Below are 17159 nucleotides of genomic sequence, written 5' to 3' on the forward strand. Positions count from 1 at the left end.
GCCGCAGCGACGGCCGGCATCGGCGTCGCCGAAGCCGATCTCTATCCCCAGGTCAGCCTTGGCGGCTCGGTGGGGAGTACTACGTCGATAACGCATGCCCTGACGTTGTCGTCTTTTGGTTTGAGCGTCGGTCCATTGATCTCGTGGTCGTTCCCTAATCGGGTCTTGGCGCGCGCGCATATTGCGCAAGCCGGCGCAGAAGGCCGTGCTGCGCTTGGCACGTTTGATGGAACGATTCTACTCGCATTAAAACAGACTGAGACCGCCCTGTCTGTCTACATGCAAACACGTAAGCGTCTGGGAGACCTAGAGCGGGCGGCGAACTCCGCCGGCAAGGCAAGCGCCGATGCCGAAACACTGCAAAGCTTCGGCCGTACACCATTCCTCGACGTCCTTAACGCGCAAGCAAATTACGCCGACGCGCAGACACGCCTGTCATCCGCCCGGATTGAACTTGTTGATCGGCAGATTGATCTGTTCCAGGCGCTCGGCGGTGGTTGGGAGTGATAGTGATCTGTCTGGACATTATGTGCCGCGTTTAGAGCTCCCGTTGAGGACAATTGATGTCTTCTTCTGAGCATTCCTGCGCTGGAAGCGGACATTCCGTTCACCCCCCAAGTCAGCCGCAACGCAGAGAGACGGCTCCAAGCCTGCGTGAGTTAAAATGTCTCTCGCAAAGAGGGCCAGAGACGATCAGGCTGTCTTTCTGGCAGCAGACGTTCTCCTTGCATGGCGTCTGTCGAACATGCCTCGAAAAGACCTTTGCGGGTCTTTTTTGGTGTCTCGACCCTATGTCCGATAAAGTAGATTAACGGACATAGTGTGCGGGAAGGGGGCGATTTTCAGAAAAAAGGCGGAGACTTACCTTTTGAGGATATTAGGGTGTTTGAATGCTGTTGCTACGGGCCGCTTGGTGGTATTGAAGGTTCATAGGCGAGAGACACAGCGCGCCTTCCGGCCTGTGAAATAACGGAAAAGTCTCTCAGACAAACAGTCATGACATCCTGTTCGGAGTGTGGCGCAAATCAGGCCCTGTGACTCATCCTTCCGGTCGAGGATTCAAATGACGATTTCCTTTGAAGCGCTCAAAAAGCAGGCACGACAGGAAAGCCGGTCAGGTGCTTTGTCTTATACGCAGGCTCTTGAACAACTCTCCCAACGCCACGGATTCCGGACTTTCGCTGCTCTGAAAGCCAGCTCCGCCAAATCGTCAGCTGTGCATGCCCAAGGCCCTGGTCCCGGTGGGAGCGGAAACGCCCGCCTTGGCGAAGAAATGGTCGGACCTATCATCATCGGTACGATCCGGGACGACCCTCATCCGATCTCGATGGATAAGGTCAAAGCTATGGGTGGAAAGTTGTTTGAAATGTCTTTTGCTACGGACGTAAAGCAGCACTACGCAGAACTCGTCGCGTCCGGGAAGGTGATCCATCTTGGAGACTATCCGAAAAGTGACGCCTCATAGGATCAATGGTTCCTCCGTTCGCCGAGAGGCTCACCCGTCTCAGTCTTGAGCTGGGACGTCTGGATCAGGCGCTGAGACATGGTTCCCCTGTACCTGCCTTCCTGTTCCGACAACGCCTGGATGCAATTCAGCGCCATAGCGCTGTAGACGGATGGCTGATCGATCCCTGGTATCTGGTTGCCGAACTGCACGGCCTCGTGCCAAAAATGGTCGGCCAGGACGGCTATGAACGCGGTACGGCCATGGATGCGGCATCCCATGCCTTTACGCTCTGGCGCTGGTACGCTCGCCCGGATGCTATGCAGGCGAATGCCATTACCGAAGCCGCAGCGTTCCTGAATGATCAGTCATCAGGGTGAGGACCGATCCTTGATGTGGGGATCGCTTTTCATCGCTGGTTACAGGCCGGTCACCCTCGTGCTCCCTTCTGCGCGGCGTTAAGCCGGTACTGGCACTCCCATGATATTCTCCGGGCGCCCTTGATCCTGACCGGCATAGAAGCACTCGCTCCGGGAACGCCTTGGGAGATCGAGCCCTGGCTGTGCTGGTGGCTCGATGCTCTTCTAGCCGAGGCCCGAGAAGCGCTCGATCTTCTGCGCCAGCTGGAGCGAGCCAGGACACAGGCGCTTGAGAAGTGCGGCGCACAGCGTCGTCATTCCCGTGCGCCCCAAGCGGTCAATGTGCTGGCGATCCAGCCGCTCATGTCTGCCTCTATGCTGGCGGATCGTCTGGGCATGTCGATGAAGAGCGCGCTGCAGCTTCTCAGCGTATTCCAGGACCGAGGCATTGTTGTGGAAGTCACGCACCGAACGGCTCATCGCCTGTTTGGTCTGGCTGGCATGGGAGCGCTCCGAGACGTCGTGAAACCTCCAACACGCCCCATCCACGGCCGAAAGCGCGGCCGGCCCCGTAAGGATGATCCTTTCACGACACAATCTATCCCCGAGGAAGAGATTCCGCAGCTTCCGCCGCCGATGCGGCTGGACCCGGTTCAGTTCGACTATGAGGATCTGGCTGCCAGGCTGATGAAGCCATATGCGCCGCTTCCTCTTCCTGGAAAGATTGAGTGCGAGCGCGTAGCTATCAGCGGGTAACAGCCCCCGATCTGCTGAAAACGCAGATCAAAAGCGACCTAAAGAACCGTCTATCAGAACGCCAAATGCCAGACATTACAGGCCAAGTGTATCAACCAAGGGTTCTTCGATCCCTCCAGGTTTCATCCACTTGGACGTGATTGCCTATGCCGCCATCCTTTTTGAACAACCATGCTTCACGTATACGCTGCGCGAGGAACCAAGCTGACTTCTGCGTGATACCGAGTTCGCGAGCCATTTGTGTTGAAGGAATGCCTTTGCGCGCCGTGGTCATCATGTAAATTGCCATAAGCAACTTGTGCAGCGGCAAGCGACTTTCGGCGAGGACAGTTCCAGTGCGGACACTGAAATGCTGACGGCAGTCGCGGCAGCGATAGGGCATCGGCCTGTGATTCTTGACCTCGGCCACCGAAAAGCTGCCGCAATGAGGGCAGGAAACTTTGTCATTCTAGCGGTTTTGTTCAAAATATTGCCGTGCAGCCTCCTCGTGCGGGAAGCGCTGGAAAAACTGATACAAACTGACGGTTTCGGTAGCTATAAAACATAAATAGCCGTTAATTATTTCGTTGCCAACAATGTTTTGGATAGATATGTATATAGGACCAAAATAAAAAATGTATACTACACCTATTGCTACGTCATCCTATTTTGTAGGCCATTGTATTACTTGAGAATTTCATTAAATTCTAGGACGTTTCCGTCCGGATCGCGAACGAAACAGACGATGCGTCTGTCGTGCCCCATCTGGACTGGTCCTTCCGTGATGGCGATCTGTTCCCGTTCCAGCCAGTGCACCAGATCCGCTATGCTCTCAACAATGAACGCCGCATGCGTATATCCCGGACGTTTGACGGGAACGTCCATAAGAACATTCCCGGCTGGATCTGGCACGACATTGAAAATGAGATGGATACGAAGTCCGGATGGGTGGTGTAGCCCACAGGCTTTCACGGCCGGAGCGAACTCTTCCGGGTCGCGGATGAAGCCGAATTTGGCATAGAACCGTTCAGAAACGTCAAGACTTGTCACACGAATACCAACATGATCGAACGTCAGGTGCGCGAAATTCATTGTCCACATCCTGTTTCCAGGCCAGCTACAGTTTTCTGAAGTGGGACAAAGCCTTTCAGGTTCTCCACACGTTGCAGCCAGACAGCAATCGCATCATATCCAGAGAGATCAACATTTCCCTCCGGTGCTCTTGCGATATAGCTGTAAAGAGCGATGTCCGCGATCGTGGGCTGCTGGGTTCCTGCGATCCAGGTTCTGTCCTTCAGGGCGTGCTCGATAACTCTAAGTGTGTCGTGAGCGCGCTGAATGACTTCTGTCGTATCAAAAGATGCTCCAAAGACTGTCACCAAACGTGCAGCACAACATCCATACGCAATCTTTCCCGCTGCCACGGACAACCAGCGCTGAACTTCGGCCTCTGTCACGGTGTCCTCCGGCAGCCAATGAGACGGACCGATTTTCCGTGCCGCATATACAAGGATGGCATTGGAGTCCGGAATAATGATGCCACCATCTTCCAGGACGGGAATTTCCCCGAATGCATTCAGCTCCAGAAATTTTGCAGTTTTCTGCTCACCTGCGGCAAGGTCAACAGGTTTCAATTCATGAGGCAGGCCAGCAAGATTGAGAAAGAGATGCGCTCGATGCGCATGTCCTGAAAGGGGATGATAGTAGAGTTTCATAGGGACTCCCGAAGGAACGACTGAACCGATGCATTGCCTTTCCACGGAACGCAGCGCGGGATAATCTATCAATAAAGCAGTTCACTATTGTGGTTTTCACTCACAATCTACCGGAGCTTAGGAGAGACCTCTGATCGACCTTAAGACATTACGGATCTTCATGGCCGTGGCCGATCAGGTCAGCTTTGTTGGCGCTTCCCGGAAACTAGGTCTTTCCGCCACCACGGTGACCCGGACGATCCAAAGCCTAGAAACGACCCTCGGGCTCTTTCTGTTCAACCGTACAACACGCTCTGTTCATCTAACGACGGAAGGCGCGGAGTTTCTGTCCCGGTGTCGCGCGGCGATTTCTGATCTAGATGATGCGGTCGCCATAGCACGAGGCGCGGGGGCCGCAGAGCCCCAAGGGGTATTATCTATTACCGCTCCAGTTGTTTTCGGGCGTCTACATGTTCTTCCCGTTGTCACGGGGCTTCTGAACTCCTGGCCAAAACTGACTGTACGTCTCTTCCTGACTGACCGGGTTGTTCATCTTGTGGAGGAAGAAATCGATCTCGCCCTTCGGATTGCCCCGCCGCAGGACAGTGCCTTGAAAATGCAGAAAATTGGTGAGGTCCGGAAAGTCTTTGTTGCCAGCCCAGCTTATCTTGCACAGCATAAAGAGCCACAAAGTCTCGAGGATCTCGCGGCACACAGCCTCATCGATATTGATGAATGTGCAACTGGACATTCGGAATGGCGAATAGGCGGAAAAAATGTCCCTTCAGTAAGAATTTCACCCCGCCTTTCCGTCAATAGCGTCGACGCGGCCCTTGCGGCGGCCAAAGATGGCCTCGGTATTACCAGGGCGTTATCGTATCAAAGCCATGATTTTATCGAAAAAGGACAGCTTCGCAGGGTTCTGGAAGACATTCCTACGTCTGCATTACCTGTGTTCATGCTGTTTCCCTCTAGAGAGCGCCAGACTGTTAATGTTCGAATGTTTCTTACCGCCATGAAGGAACGATTTATGACAGGTAACTTCTAATAAACGCCCCAATCACAAATGACGGGTTCAAAAAACCTCAAGTTCACAAGAAGAATTCGCATATAAAATCGGAATAGCGGCCTATCCAAAAATCGAATACTATAAAGTTCTGGATCCGGTCGCGTGTGTCTTTAACTGATCAGAAATCACAGACCGACTGTTCGTCCAAACAGTCGGCATCGCGCGAGCCACCATGATGATCGGGCTTATCAATGTCGTTTACAATAGACCCTTCCTATAGAGAATGATCGTCGCGACATAGCAATTCAGAAAATGCTAACTTCAATCTGCTCAATAGGCAGATTGAAAGCGACCTCAAAAACCATCAATCAAGTCACAAAAAGCCTGAGATCACGACACAAGCACATCAAACTACGTCTTTTCGATCCCTCCACCTCACGCCGTTAGAGAAATGAGCGCGAATCAATAATTTCCACCAGCCAGTCGACAAAGACACGCACACGGGGAGAAAGTTGTCTGTTGCTCGGATAGAGCACCGAGAGCGGTGTAGGTGTCGGGGGAAAATCGGGCAAAACCTCAATCAACCTGCCATTCGCCAGATCATCAAGGAAGCGGTAACGTGGAGCCTGCACAAGGCCAAAACCTTGCCGCGCGGCCGCGGCACTGGTTTCAGCCCCGCTGACCAGGAGTGGCGTCGGCAGTATTATCTCGATCACTTCGTCTTCGTGCGTGAACTCCAGCGGCAGGGGCTGGCCGGTGCGCGACGATACGAAGCCGATCATTTGATGGCCTTCAAGGTCCTCTGGTGTCGCGGGTATTCCATGCCGCGCCAGATAGTCTGGGCTGGCTACGGTGACTTCTTCCATGACCCCCAAGGGCCGAGCCACCATATCGCTGTCGGTAAGAGGGCCGGCCCGCACAACGCAATCCACGCCCTCCCGGACCAGATCAACAAACCGTTCTCCCTCTCCGAGGTGAACGGTCAGGGCAGGATGCCGTGCCAGGAATTCAGGCAGTGCCGGCAGTAGGATGGTACGCGCGAGATAGCCGACGGCATCCACGCGCAAAATGCCGGAAACAGTGCCTGCCGCGTCACGATCCGCATCCTCGAGATCAGCCAGAATCGCAATGCATCGCCGATAATAGGCGCTCCCTTCCACCGTGGGCCTGACGTGACGGGTCGAACGTTGTAGCAATCGGGTGCCAAGTCTGCCCTCCAACGCCTTGATCGCAGCAGTTGCGACCGGCCGCGAAACACCACAAGCGGCTGCCGCGGCACTGAAGCTGCCACGGTCAACAATGCGGATAAAAAGATCAAGCGTAGCAAGTCTGTCCATGGGATTGTTTCATGATGCAAAACAATGCTTTCCGAAAGTACGATCTTATCGAACGGGAGATGGAATGAGCAATATGGGGTCTCATCAAGGGGAGAGTCTCATGCCTGCAGTCAAAACAATTGCCCTCGTCACCGGTGGAAGCCGTGGCCTGGGGCGTTCGACCGTCGAAGCGCTTGCCCGACGTGGTGTTTCATCGATCTTTACCTATCACGCCAACAAAGCGGCTGCGGACGCGGTTGTCGCGAGTGTCGAACACAGCGGGGCCCGCGCTGTGGCCCTGCAACTCGATACAGGCGAGACGTCTGCCTTTCCGGCTTTCGCCAATGAAATGCGAAGCGTGCTGGGCGAGTGGGGCGCTGAGCGTTTCGACTATCTCGTCAACATGGCTGGGACTTCGCACAGTGGCCTATTCGGTGAGGTGACGGAGGAGGATTTTGACACTGCTTACCGTATTCACGTCAAAGGTCCATTCTTCCTGACACAGACTTTGCTGCCATTAATCGCGGATGGCGGTCGGATCGTGAACATCTCTTCCGGGTTAACCCGTTTCTCTTACCCTGGCCGGATCGCCTACGCCTCCATGAAAGGGGCTGTAGAAGTCATGACACATTACATGGCCAAGGAACTCGGCCCACGACGCATCGCCGTCAATACAGTTGCACCCGGCGCTATCCAGACGGATTTTTCAGGGGGTGTCGTACGGGACAATCCGGACGTGGCCCGGCACGTCGCGGAAGCAACTGCACTTGGGCGGCCAGGCCTGCCAGATGATATTGGTCCGATGATCGCATCGCTGCTGTCCGAGGACAATCGTTGGGTCAATGCACAACGGATCGAGGTCTCCGGTGGCCAGACTATCTGAGCGCAAGTCGCCAGTTGGAGGGATCGAAGAACTGTTGGTTGATGCGCTTGTCTGGTGATTTTAGTTTTTTGGCGCTTTGATTGAGGGTTTCCGGGGTGACTTTCGCTCTGCGTTTTGAGCAGAGAGAGGGTTTCATGCTCTGGATTGCTACGCGGCGGCGTTAATCCTCTCCATGAGGAGAAAGCGGCGCATATTGTAGACGATATTGGCCAGCCCGATCCTCATGGTGGCCCGCGTTAAGCCTACGGTTCGGACGAACAGTCCCGTCTGTGATTTCTGATCGGCAAAGACATGCTCGACACGGGATCGGATCACCGACTTCCCTGCATTGGACCGCTGGATATGCCGGGGCATCGGTTTGAGATGCGGCTTTTTCCTGTGAACCTTTGATACAAAGCCGTGCTTTTCCATGAAGTCCTCATTGGCTTTTGAGCGATACGCCGTGTCTGCCCAGACCGTTGAGGCTGTATTGCTTCTATCAAGCAAGCCCTCTCTCAATCGCGCGCCGTCACTGGCAGCGGCATCTGTCGTCTTCCATTTGCGGATCAGCCGAAATTTCCGATCGATGGAGATGTGCGACTTGTAACCAAAAAAGGGGATGGCCAGATCCGTTGCGGGCATACTCCCGTCTTCCTGTCGCTTCGCTTTGGTAAACTTCAGGGTCCAGCGCGCATGCCTGTCCTTATGGGACAGCTTTGCCGGTTTATCCTGCCAGTCCTGTGGGATCCGTCCTTCCCGCAGATTAGTCTTTTCATCGTTGGTATTGCGCTGCTTCGGAGCCGCTACCAGCGTGGCATCCAGGATTTGGCCTGACATCGGCAGATAACCAGCGTTCAGCAGGGTCGCATCAAAGCGGTTGAACAACCCATCGATCGCACCCGCCTGTGTCAGGCGTTCACGAAACAGCCAGAGTGTTTTGGCATCCGGCACACGGTCCGACAGCCCCAGGCCTAAAAAGCGCATGAAGGAGAGACGGTCATTGATCAGGTATTCCGTCCGTTCATCGGACAGATTGTTCAGCGTCTGGATCACCAGAATTTTGAACATCAGCACCGGATCAAATGGCGGTCGCCCACCCTTACTTCCATCGGAATACGCCAGGGCCTTTTCCAGATCAGGACGGAACGCTTCAAAATCCACAGTCCGGGAAAACGCTTCGAGTTGATCGCCAAGCCCGCTCAATCGAGTAAGCCGCTCTTCAACATCAAAGAAACCCGCCTGCTTCATGTCGCCACTCCTCCAATAAAAACCGGAAAAATGGAATCACAAAGGGGGCCTCAAAACCAGAGGGTTTTTCGAACCCTCCAACTGCTCAAAACGCAGATCAAAAACGGCCCAAAGAACCATTAATCAAATCGCCGAAAGCCAGAAATTACGGGCCAAGCGTATCAATCAAGGGTTCTTCGAGAACTCCACCTTAAAGAGAAACGTTCACGCCAAACTGAAAGGAACGCATAATAACACCCTTCTGAGACCATGACGAGTTATACAAATAACCACCGTAAGTCGCATAATCCAAAGGAGCGCGGAAGCCAAGTAGGTTATAAACGTTCGCATAAATAGACCAACGTTTATTCATCTGATAATTAACAGTCAGATCAACATCCCAGAATCCCTTAACCCGGCACTGTGTGGGATAATTAGGTCCATTAGCCTGGTTCATGCCCAAGGAGTAGGCGCAACTATGACTATACAGTCCATTACTTCCTGCAGATGCAATACCACTATCATCTGCGACCGTTTTATAACCGCTCGTATAATAAACAGTTGGGGTAACTGCTAAACCTTTATACGAAAAAGTGTTGGCCCAGTTCGCTCTCCAACGTGGCGTACCAGAAGAAGAAACGCTTTGATAGGGACCAAGCGTCCCAGCATAGCGATACGTAGTACCGTCAGGATTAACCTGATTAAAGCGTCTAACAAACGTTGCTTGCCCTTTACTATACCACATAATGTTGTGCAGAAAGCCGGGAAGACGTGCGTGCGCATCAATAGACATATCAAAGCCATCAGTCATCATACTTTTGGCATTAATATATTCGCCCTCAACATAACCCGGCGCGGCTAATGCGTTGGGATAGTTAGAGTCTTTTGGCCCTGGAACAACTGTAATTCCAGAAGGCTCCCCGGAATTTGATCCTCCATTCTCAATCCAAGAATTGAAATACTGATTAGGGTTAAGAATTCCTGTCGTAATATAGTGGTCCTTCTTAATGTAATAGTATTCAAAAGACAGTGTCATCCAATTCGTAGGCTTTATGACGGGACCGACGGTGTAGCTTGTCGATATCTCGGGTCGAAGATGCGGATTTCCTACACTCATTAGCCCAAGATAATTACCTGATTGAACATAAGCACTATTTCCATGAGACGCCATCCATGCTTGCACAGCAGGATTGGACGTGTCGTAGGTCACCGGAGTAAAACCTTCCGTCTGGCCGCCCGTCTCCGCAAAACTAGGCACACGAAAGCCACGGTTAAATGTGCCACGTAACGTGAACTGTTTGACTGGTTTGAACTGGAAGCCTACTTTCGGAGAGAAATGGCTGAAGCCTTCTGAATAGTGATCGTAACGACCTGACGTATCAACAACGAACTGTTTTACAATAGGCAAATTTGCCTCGTAAAAACCAGATTCAACCCAACGATGACCGATCTGCGAGACCGGATTGTAACTCGCCCACTGATTCGCGTAGTTGCTTGTGTCAATTGGATTGGCATTTGGGTCGTTCACGGATTCATAACGCCAGTTTGCTCCAATCGCGAGCTTAGCCATACCGCCCGGAAGCTTGAAAAGCCCTTTACTGAGACCAACCTGCCCTGAATATTCCTGTGAACGGGCGTTAATAGTGTTCGCAGGCAAAACATAATTCATTTCAGAACGCGAGTTTTTTGACGGGTCAACAAAATTATACGACCCATCCGCAATCGCTGCTGTTAAATGACTGATGTATGGCTGTCCTGTTTGCACCTGATTAAGAAGCGTATTCATGCCGACAAAATCAGCATTATAATTCCAGTCGGAACCCCAATTCGAATGAGACCAACCAGTATAACGAACTGATCCCCTGAAATTATTAGAGGTATCGGTAGTTACTGGAATTTGATTGAACAAGCCAACCACTTGCGCATCTTGATGTTGTGCGGCGTATGGATCGTTCGGGTTCAATTGTCCATTCGAAAGCTCCCACGGCAGAATGGTGGGAGAATTACCAGCCAACTCATCCTGTGTATACGAACCATAGGATGCTGGCGTCCCGGTCGTAATTGTACGCGCCTGAGACCAGTTAAACATCGCAATCAACTGCGACTGATCTGTGACATTCGCCGTCAAATGTGCTGTAGCGCTAATACGACGCAAATCAGGGGCGACTTGCTTGTAACGCATTGCGTTCTGTGAGCATGCATTTGTAAAAGAATTAGGATAATTTGTGGAAAATCCGTAACCTGAGACGCCTGTCTGATTACTACCGCATCCAGCAGAAGAATTCAGAAGATTATATCCACCAACACCACTTCCATTGACAGCAGGGCGAACAAGAGCTGTAGTTGTTGCACCAGTAAAGTTTGTATTAAACTGATTTGTCCCCGGAAGAAGAGTATTTGTGTTTCCGTTGGAACCGCCCAACGATGTCAGATCCCCACTATTATATGGCGATTGAAGTTGGCGATAATATAAAGAATCATCCTGTTGGTATTCGGAATTGATGTAAAAATTGTAACCGTCGTTAGCAAGATCACCATGCCCGAATGTAGCATATAAGCGCTGATGACCTTGGTCTCCACGCTGGGTCAGACCACCCTCGGCATTGCCTTCAAAACCCTTAATCTCGTTTCGGGTTCTGAAGTTAATTACGCCTGCAACTGCATCTGCACCGTATGTTGCAGAACCTCCGTCTTGCAGAACATCCATACCTTCAAGGATAGACATTGGGATCCAGGTCGTATCGACAAAATCACGTTCGCCATCGTCCGCAAGCGGATAATAAGAACCTCTCTGTCCGTCGATGAGCACAAGAGTAGAGTCAGTACTGAGCCCACGCAACGACGGAGCTGATCCGCCTGGAGCAAACCCTCCTCCAGAAGCCCACTGGCTCGTTAAATTTCCTGCCCCGTTTGAGGAAAGTTGTTGAACGAGATCATTCACCGTTTTGAGACCACGCTGCTGCATGTCTTTGCGTGTGATATGAGTAATTTCGGATGAGCTTGTCGTATTGGGGTCGCGAAACAATGTACCCGTTACGACAACATTTTCACTACGAGATTTTGGAGCTTCGACGCTCTGCTTTAAAGCATTTCGCTTTGCAGCAGATATTGGTTCTGGATTATGATTTTTTATTGTTACGCTTGACGTTTCAGTCTTTTTTAATTTGGACGTTGCCGTATCACTAGGAGAGGCAGCATGCGCGCTTTGTGGCAATTGAAGCACAGTCGCAAGTGCAGTTGCCCCCATGAGCGATGTCGTCCATCGAGCCTTTTTCATAGCCACAGGTTACTCCGTCAAAACTAGGGGCGCGGATCATGTATGATCCCACAATATTTCGTATCAGAAACATCCTGTCACATGACGACTGGGCCTAAAATTAAAAAAGTCACATTTTGACCCTGTTTGACCAGTTAGTTGTTTTTTCGCAACACAAATCAAGCTGGAGGGTTCGAAAAACCCCCTGGTTTTGAGGTCTGCTCTGTGATTCCGTTCGTCCGATTCTGACTGAGGGAATGGCGTTATGAAACAGGCTGCTTTCTTTGAAGTTGAAGAGCGACTTGCCCGGTTGAGCGGGCTTGGCGATCAGCTCGGAGCGTTTTTCCGGACTGTGGATTTTGAAGTGTTCCGTCCTGATCTGGAGAAGGCTCTGGCCTATGCAGACATGACCGAGCTTCTGCTCACGCTCTTTCTGCCGGAAGACAAGAAAGGCGGAGGGGGGAACTCCGCGCATTTCCGCGACAGGGCCGAAGCGCTTATTCGCGGCATGTCCTATGTCTTCGTCTGGGTCCGGGACAACCTTGGCATTCCGATTATGTCCGAGACGATCCGCACGATGTTCTCCGACATCGTGAAACTGCGCGATCTCTATCAGGATCAGATCTTCACCTACTATGATGCGGATTCAGCTGAGACGAGAACAGTCGAGCTTCCGCCAGAATTTGACCGGACCCTGCTGAACCCGGTCCGCGACTACGTGACGGAGACGGGTGGCTTCTCGAACACCAAAAGCGTGGGAGACCAGGACAAGGTTCGCGAGCAGCATTCCTATGTGGTGGGTGGCTTCGGCAAAACCTTTACCCAGATGAGTTCCACGCTGGCGCATATCTTCCGGTGCAATATCGGTGATGTGGACTTTCGGGACGTCATCTTCAATCGGCGTATTCTCGTCGTTCTTCTCCCCTCGCTCGAAAACCACCCGGACACGAACGCCGCCTTGGGGAAGGCGGTCATCACGGCGCTGCGCTACGCGCTGGCGGCGGCACTCGGCACCTCGATCGAGGGCGACTATGAAGACCGCGTGGTAAATCGTGCATCGTCCTCCACGGTGCCCTATCCTCTGGTTCTGGACGAAGTCGGTCAGTTCGCGACACGCGGGATCGACGCAATGATGGCGTTGGGTCGCGAGCTGAACATTTCCCTGCTGATCTCGTTTCAGGAAGTGGGCACTCTCTACGCCACGCTCGGTAAGGATTTGACCGTTCCGCTTCTCGGCAATCCCAAGCTGAAGATCTTTGAAAATATCGAAGACTCTGGTCCAACCCGGGAGTGGATCGAACAATCAGGTGGAACGATGCCTGTCAGCGTCCTCCCCGGCTTCGACAGTTCCAACCCTCTGGGCGTCTATGCAGACCAGCAGCGCGCAGACATCCGGGACGTGAAGCGGATCTCCTGGAGCGATGTGCAGAACCTTCGACAGGGGCAGGCCATCATTCTCTTCCGAGGGAAGCGCATCTACACGCGATTGTTCTATGCCGGCATCAAGCCAGAGGGCGTGAACAGGGTGTTCCCCACAGTTTCGGCGGCTCCCGCTCTTGAAGCCCCTGTATCGAAGGAACCGGCTACAGAAGCAGATGACGTGGCTCGGCGTCTTCAGGAAGGGCGCGATCGGATCGAAAAGGGTGATCTCCGGCCGTTAACCGGAGTCTTGGGAGAGCTATATCAGCGGCTCGGCGTCGTTCTCAATTCGGAAGGCACGCCCCTACAGGACGCCCAGGAACTCCTGAACCTGCTCTTCCCCAATGAGACATCGGCAGAAGAAAAGCCGTTCGCAAAGCTATTTGAGACCCTCGTTCCTCCGTCCGCTCAGTTGCCCCGTACAACGGAACCGCTTCATGCGGATCTGGACAAAGCACTCCTGACCGAGCTGGTGGCCTTTGAGTCGGCCCTTGGACTGGATGAGCGTGCGGCCGTCGAGGCAGTCACGCACGCCCTGAATCTCTATGCGCGTGGCAAAGAACTCGCATAGCACCTGAGGCGGCATGTTCCATGCCGCCTCCGTCTTCGAACCTACATCCCGCGTCCTGTGCCACGAACCCGCGTGCGATCGCGCTCCCGCTCTTCTGCCTGTGCAGCCGCGCGAGCTTGCTGCAGCCGGTCTTCGGCCTGCTGCGCCCGCCGCCGTTCCTGCAGGTCCTCAACCCTCCGCGCTGCATTCAGGGCATCCTGCGCTGCATAGCCGGCCTTGCGCAGTTTGCGACTGACATCATCCCACTGCGCACGCGGGACATCCCGGATCGGGGCTTCCTCAATATGTCGCCGCACCTGACCACCCGGTGACTGCCCCTTCTGCCGGGTGCGCTCATTGACGTGGTTCTGCCGGATCCAGCGCGTATTGGCTTCTTCGTGCGCCAGGCGGGCTTTTGCCAGATCGACGGCCAGCGACTTGTAGGGATGTCGCCCCATGTCAGATGCCAGACGGTCATACAGATCGTTGACCGTCACCGGCCGGATATCACCCAAAGCCCGCGAAAACGTCTCGGCTTCCCGGAGAGATCCTTCGGACACGGCCGTCCAGCAGCGATGAACATGCCGGCTTTCAGCGACATAGGACGTAAAGCCGGTCATGGCCGAAGATCCACGCGGCATGGCGTTGATATGCTCATCGGACGTCACACCCTGCGCCGCATCGACCGTCATGGCATGACCAAAGCCCAGTCGAACGCGTCCGGTCTTCGGGTCGGCCAGCCGGGTCCAGGGTACGAGCCCTTCCCGTCCCTTCGCATTCTGTAACACCAGCCCCTCATCGGACCAGCCTTTGACGGTCGTGAAGTCGCCATTCGAACCCAGATCACGCCAGCGACGCCCATGCGCGGTCTCCACCCGGACGCTGGTTTTCGCAAACAACCGAACCCGGTCGCCAACAGCGAGAGGCAGCTCATAGGTGACGCCACGCTGATCGATGGCGGCCTTGACGATTTCCGCCTGCCCGATCTCGCCACGCTTGCGCAGCCGGTCGCGGACGGCACGGCTGAGATCCATGACGTCTTCGTTGGTCGGCGCCGACATGGTGATGCCCCGTTGCGATCCGGCCTGGGTCAGCATGTCGCGACGCCGAAGATACAGGTCAGCGATCTGCTCGACGACCTGGTCATGGTCGCCCCCCACAAGTCGGATGGTGCCGTCCTTGCGCTTCATGTCGATGGCTTCACGCGCCCGGGCGATATCGGCTTTCTTCTGCTCGTCCTCGGTCTGGCTCAGGTCGCGGCCGGGACTGCGGAACATGCTGGCGATCTGCCGACCACGCGCGGACTTCTGGCGGATCGTGCTCAACAGCTCCGGACGCGCCTCTTTGGGCATAACCCGCAAAAGCAGTTCGACAGCGTCGCCGGCCTCGATCGCCTGGGCCTGTTCCCGGTCGCCCACCAACCGAAGGGCAAAACCTTTTTCCTGCTGAAGCTGATGGATCTCAAGCAGCTGACGCGGGGAGACCTGACTGACTTCATCAAGGACCAGAACCGACTGCCGATCGAGGACAATCTTTCCCTGCGCCAGACCGTCCAGAAGGGGAGTCATCGCGTAGGTCTGGGAAATGCCCGCATCCTTCAGAGCATCGGCCTGGCGCCAGGCAATGGCCGCGCCAATGACGGTGCGACCATCATCGTGCCAGGCGTCGACCAGAGGCTTCAGAAGCGTCGTTTTACCGGAGCCGGCGACACCGATCAGGAAGCCCAGACCGCCCGCCTGACCAAGCGCATTGATGGCCGCAAGCTGCGCGGCGCCGTGGGACGGCTCGCGCGTAAAGTCGAGACCCGACCGGGCGACGGCTGCGGCAATCTGCTCGTCACTGAGCGCGCCGTCCCGCGTCCGCGCAGACAGGCCGGCAAGACGGGCCATGTCCTTTTCGAGCGCGATCTGGGCGCTTGTCGCGACCCGGAGGCGGCCGTCCTGCTCGCGCTCCAGAAAGCGGACCAGTTGACCGTCGATCTCAATGCCACGCTCCTGGATCAGATCGGCGATCCGCTCGACGTCCTGCGTGCCTTCAATGCCAGCCGCAATGAGACCCCGTGCGGCATGGGTCCGGAACGTGTCCCGGTCGAGAACAGCAGCTGTCCGAAACTCCTCAGCCAATTTCTTCGCCGCAATCGCATAAGCCAGTTCGTAGCGCTCAGCGCGCCCTAATGGCTGGACCTTCTCATTGGTCAGGACAGTATCGTGATACCACCCGATGTCGTGAGCCTGCTCAAGCCAGAACTCCCTGTCGTTGCTGCCATTGTACTTCTTTGAGCGGTAAGCGAGATTTGCGTTGTGAAGGATTGAAAATTTCCGCTCGGCCGACAGATCGTTCCAGTCCAGGCCCTGCCGTTTGGCATAGGCTTTTCCCATTTTCTCCGCCTGGGAATGCCGCTTTGAAAAAAGCTCACAGGCTTCTCGCGGCACACCATCAATCGCGATTGCCCGGCCGCTCTCATCGACATGCACCGCGATACCGAGCTTGCGAAGTTCGCCTTCAAGTTCCGCCTGGAAATACGCCCCGAACATGAAAGACGTCGCACTGGTAATGCGAGCACTGTCCAGCGAACCCAAATGGCCGCTTTCGGTCGCTACGGCATTCAAAAGCAGATTGTGAATATGCGCCTGTGGATCCCCCGGCACCGGAACTTCCACCGCCGCCGTGGGGCCTTTTGCGCCATCCTGAATCTTCATGACCGGTCGTGCCGTGTAGTGCCGGAACGATACCCACGCGACTTCCCCCCGTTCCAGCGTGGCTGTCTTTCCTGACCCTCTGCGCGCCACGCCAACCTCTTTGGCAATAAACGCCATAGCCTTGTCGTTGGCCTTGTGAATTGCGCTCCAGATGAGCGCCCGCTCGGCATCCGTCGACGCAAATTCAGCGGCAAGCGTCACTGATTTATCGGGTGACGCTGTGAAGTCGATGGCCGAGTGCTCACGCTTCCGGCCTGTGTTGGCCCATTTCTCACCTGTGTCAGCGCGCTTCGCCTCGAACAGATTTGCCAGCGCCTGGTCTGTCGGCACCTTCATGACGTCAATGCCTAGCGCATCAGCGATCCGGGGGCCCATATCTGGCGACCACATTCCCCGCCCTTCCCGACCGGTATAGTAGGTTGTCAGCCTGTCACCTGTATCACGGGTCGGATCGCTCCGTTCCCGTTCAAAGCGGGCATCCTTCTCCGGCTCGGACTGATTCTCTCTCAGATAGGCGACGATCAGCTTGCCGGCACCTGCCGCAGAAATCTTCCGGTAAGTGATCATCTTCCAACCGGCGCAGAGAAGG

12 protein-coding genes and 2 pseudogenes are annotated in these 17159 nt (G+C 54.5%); 7 read left to right on the top strand and 7 right to left on the bottom strand.

The features are described from left to right. The 4 genes from JK213_RS10910 to JK213_RS15910 all read left to right on the top strand — a co-directional run. On the top strand, nt 1-507 hold a 507-nt coding region (locus tag JK213_RS10910), incomplete at its 5' end, for a TolC family protein (protein ID WP_211571492.1). A gap of 556 nt (nt 508-1063) precedes the next feature. Further along, complete coding sequence (locus JK213_RS10915; protein WP_211571493.1) at nt 1064-1465, top strand: hypothetical protein; 402 nt, start codon at nt 1064-1066, stop codon at nt 1463-1465. Nucleotides 1466-1470: 5 nt separating this feature from the next. After that, the gene (locus JK213_RS15905; protein ID WP_249200591.1) at nt 1471-1824 is read left to right on the top strand and encodes a hypothetical protein; all 354 of its coding nucleotides are present in this window, start codon (nt 1471-1473) and stop codon (nt 1822-1824) included. Between the two features lie 15 nt (nt 1825-1839). Then, the gene (locus JK213_RS15910; RefSeq protein WP_249200593.1) at nt 1840-2559 is read left to right on the top strand and encodes a hypothetical protein; all 720 of its coding nucleotides are present in this window, start codon (nt 1840-1842) and stop codon (nt 2557-2559) included. Between the two features lie 115 nt (nt 2560-2674). Here the strand turns inward: JK213_RS15910 and JK213_RS10925 are convergent. The 3 genes and pseudogenes from JK213_RS10925 to JK213_RS10935 all read right to left on the bottom strand — a co-directional run. Next, nucleotides 2675-3097 (bottom strand): annotated as a pseudogene (locus JK213_RS10925) (transposase); the annotation flags it as partial. Nucleotides 3098-3222: 125 nt separating this feature from the next. After that, complete coding sequence (locus JK213_RS10930; RefSeq protein ID WP_211571495.1) at nt 3223-3630, bottom strand: VOC family protein; 408 nt, start codon at nt 3628-3630, stop codon at nt 3223-3225. Next, nucleotides 3627-4253: a glutathione S-transferase family protein gene (locus tag JK213_RS10935; RefSeq protein ID WP_141354613.1), complete on the bottom strand. Its 627-nt coding sequence runs from the start codon at nt 4251-4253 to the stop codon at nt 3627-3629. The genes JK213_RS10930 and JK213_RS10935 overlap by 4 nt, the downstream gene beginning before the upstream one ends. Nucleotides 4254-4386: 133 nt before the next feature. On the opposite strand from JK213_RS10935, the gene JK213_RS10940 reads away from it, so the two are divergent. Continuing rightward, nucleotides 4387-5280 carry a LysR family transcriptional regulator gene (locus tag JK213_RS10940; protein ID WP_349291799.1) on the top strand — a complete coding sequence of 298 codons (894 nt, stop codon included), beginning with the start codon at nt 4387-4389 and terminating at the stop codon, nt 5278-5280. A gap of 404 nt (nt 5281-5684) precedes the next feature. On the opposite strand, the gene JK213_RS10945 is transcribed toward JK213_RS10940, so the two are convergent. After that, on the bottom strand, nt 5685-6578 hold the full coding sequence (locus tag JK213_RS10945) for a LysR family transcriptional regulator (RefSeq protein WP_211571497.1): 894 nt from the start codon (nt 6576-6578) through the stop codon (nt 5685-5687). A gap of 100 nt (nt 6579-6678) precedes the next feature. Between JK213_RS10945 and JK213_RS10950 the strand changes: the two genes are divergently transcribed. Beyond that, on the top strand, nt 6679-7440 hold the full coding sequence (locus tag JK213_RS10950; protein WP_141354605.1) for an SDR family NAD(P)-dependent oxidoreductase: 762 nt from the start codon (nt 6679-6681) through the stop codon (nt 7438-7440). Nucleotides 7441-7587: 147 nt separating this feature from the next. On the opposite strand, the gene JK213_RS10955 is transcribed toward JK213_RS10950, so the two are convergent. Continuing rightward, on the bottom strand, nt 7588-8667 hold the full coding sequence (locus tag JK213_RS10955) for an IS5 family transposase (RefSeq protein ID WP_211571498.1): 1080 nt from the start codon (nt 8665-8667) through the stop codon (nt 7588-7590). Nucleotides 8668-8857: 190 nt separating this feature from the next. Then, nucleotides 8858-11923, bottom strand: a complete 3066-nt coding sequence (locus JK213_RS10960; RefSeq protein ID WP_249200610.1) for a TonB-dependent siderophore receptor — start codon at nt 11921-11923, stop codon at nt 8858-8860. 244 nt (nt 11924-12167) lie between these two features. Here JK213_RS10960 and JK213_RS10965 point away from each other — a divergent pair. Next, a pseudogene (locus JK213_RS10965) lies at nt 12168-12308 on the top strand (IS5/IS1182 family transposase); the annotation flags it as partial. A 1625-nt stretch (nt 12309-13933) separates the two neighbouring features. Here JK213_RS10965 and mobF read toward each other — a convergent pair. Beyond that, nucleotides 13934-17137 carry a MobF family relaxase gene (gene mobF, locus JK213_RS10975; RefSeq protein ID WP_211571499.1) on the bottom strand — a complete coding sequence of 1068 codons (3204 nt, stop codon included), beginning with the start codon at nt 17135-17137 and terminating at the stop codon, nt 13934-13936. Between the last annotated feature and the right edge of the window lie 22 nt (nt 17138-17159).

This window comes from Gluconobacter sp. Dm-44 (genome assembly GCF_018256175.1).
Classification (GTDB): domain Bacteria; phylum Pseudomonadota; class Alphaproteobacteria; order Acetobacterales; family Acetobacteraceae; genus Gluconobacter; species Gluconobacter cadivus.

Bases quoted from the DNA above. Each gene is read 5' to 3' on its own strand.
- JK213_RS10915 (WP_211571493.1), top strand. From the start codon at position 1,064: ATGACGATTTCCTTTGAAGCGCTCAAAAAGCAGGCACGACAGGAAAGC.
- JK213_RS15905 (WP_249200591.1), top strand. From the start codon at position 1,471: ATGGTTCCTCCGTTCGCCGAGAGGCTCACCCGTCTCAGTCTTGAGCTG.
- JK213_RS10930 (WP_211571495.1), bottom strand. From the start codon at position 3,630: ATGAATTTCGCGCACCTGACGTTCGATCATGTTGGTATTCGTGTGACA.
- JK213_RS10935 (WP_141354613.1), bottom strand. From the start codon at position 4,253: ATGAAACTCTACTATCATCCCCTTTCAGGACATGCGCATCGAGCGCAT.
- JK213_RS10945 (WP_211571497.1), bottom strand. From the start codon at position 6,578: ATGGACAGACTTGCTACGCTTGATCTTTTTATCCGCATTGTTGACCGT.
- JK213_RS10950 (WP_141354605.1), top strand. From the start codon at position 6,679: ATGCCTGCAGTCAAAACAATTGCCCTCGTCACCGGTGGAAGCCGTGGC.
- JK213_RS10955 (WP_211571498.1), bottom strand. From the start codon at position 8,667: ATGAAGCAGGCGGGTTTCTTTGATGTTGAAGAGCGGCTTACTCGATTG.
- JK213_RS10960 (WP_249200610.1), bottom strand. From the start codon at position 11,923: ATGAAAAAGGCTCGATGGACGACATCGCTCATGGGGGCAACTGCACTT.
- mobF (WP_211571499.1), bottom strand. From the start codon at position 17,137: ATGATCACTTACCGGAAGATTTCTGCGGCAGGTGCCGGCAAGCTGATC.